The sequence below is a fragment of the Vibrio sp. Y176 genome, from assembly GCF_033438945.1.
This window is the reverse complement of sequence record NZ_JAWOQS010000086.1, coordinates 1-1,254: the sequence shown is the minus strand read 5'-3', so window position 1 is coordinate 1,254 and position 1,254 is coordinate 1. Positions and strand designations below refer to the sequence as shown.

Here is a 1,254-nt window from a genome sequence, read left to right as displayed (position 1 = left end):
TCCGAGGCAAAGTTATATACGTATGTTGCCAGTGTTTCAAAATTGAATGGACGCAGAAGTAGAGAGGCATTGAGCTCTTTCATCGACTCAATAAACACCAACAATGCCGCGATCAGTGCACCACGTTTTACCAGTGGAAAGTGCACTCGCCACAGCATCGTATTTGGCGTACATCCCATCGTGCGTGACGCCATATCTAACGATGGAGAAATTTTATTTAGATTACTTTCGATACTACCAATCGCAACAGCTGAGAAACGCACCACCATCGCAAAGATCAACGCAAACATTGAGCCTGAGAAAATCAGCCCCGGTCTACCCCATTCCATCGCCTTCGCAATATCGTTTACGCGATAGTCCATAAACAGCACGGCAACCATCACGCCAATCGCCAATACCGTTCCAGGTACTGCGTAGCCCATTGAGGAAAGACGCATAAAAGCAAGGCTTTCACGTTTGCCATTGACTCGGTGAGTAAAGTTAACCACAAGAGCAACGGCCACGCCGATGATCGCAGCAATGACAGACACAACAAGACTGTTCCACGCGTACTCACGGAATTCTGGTGTCCAGCTTTGCTCAAAGTAAGTAATGGAGTAATCAATCAACTGAAGTAATGGCAAAATGAACGCCACAGCAACCAGCCCCCAACACCACACCAGTGCCGCCCATTTTTTCCAGCCACTTAACTCGTAACGAAAATCTTCATGGCTGTTAAATTGGCTTTGGAATAGTTTCTGCTTTCTGGGGCTATAGCGTTCTGTACTGAGTAGCAGCACAACAATCAACAGCATAATTGCGGAAATTTTAGCGGCCGCGTTAAGGTTAGAATAACCAAGCCATGTGTCGTAAACCGCTGTCGTTAATGTGTTAACGGCGAAATAGCTGACAGTGCCGAAGTCCCCAATGGTTTCCATCGCCACCAGCGACAAACCCACGGCAATAGAAGGTCGCACCAAAGGCATCGAAATACGCCAAAAGCTCTCCCAAGGTGAGCATTTCAGCAAGCGGGCACTTTGCAGCAGTGAAACATTCTGTTCCATAAACGCCGCGCGGCACAGTAGATACACGTAAGGGTATAGCACTAGAGACAGGACAAAGGTCGCCCCCGGCAAGGTTCGAATATCTCGGAACCAATATTCGCCAGGTCCCCACCCGGTGACATCACGCAGGAATATTTGAATTGGGCCAGCAAAGTCGAACCAATCCGTAAATATGTAACCAATAATGTAACCCGGCATTGCCAATGGCAAT

At 47.8% G+C, this 1,254-nt stretch carries 1 protein-coding gene; it reads right to left on the bottom strand.

All coding sequences use genetic code 11. The annotated features are described in order from the left end of the window. Positions 1 to 1,254, bottom strand: a 1,254-nt coding sequence (locus tag R7O13_RS24255; RefSeq protein WP_318304854.1) for an iron ABC transporter permease, incomplete at both ends; no start/stop codon positions are given.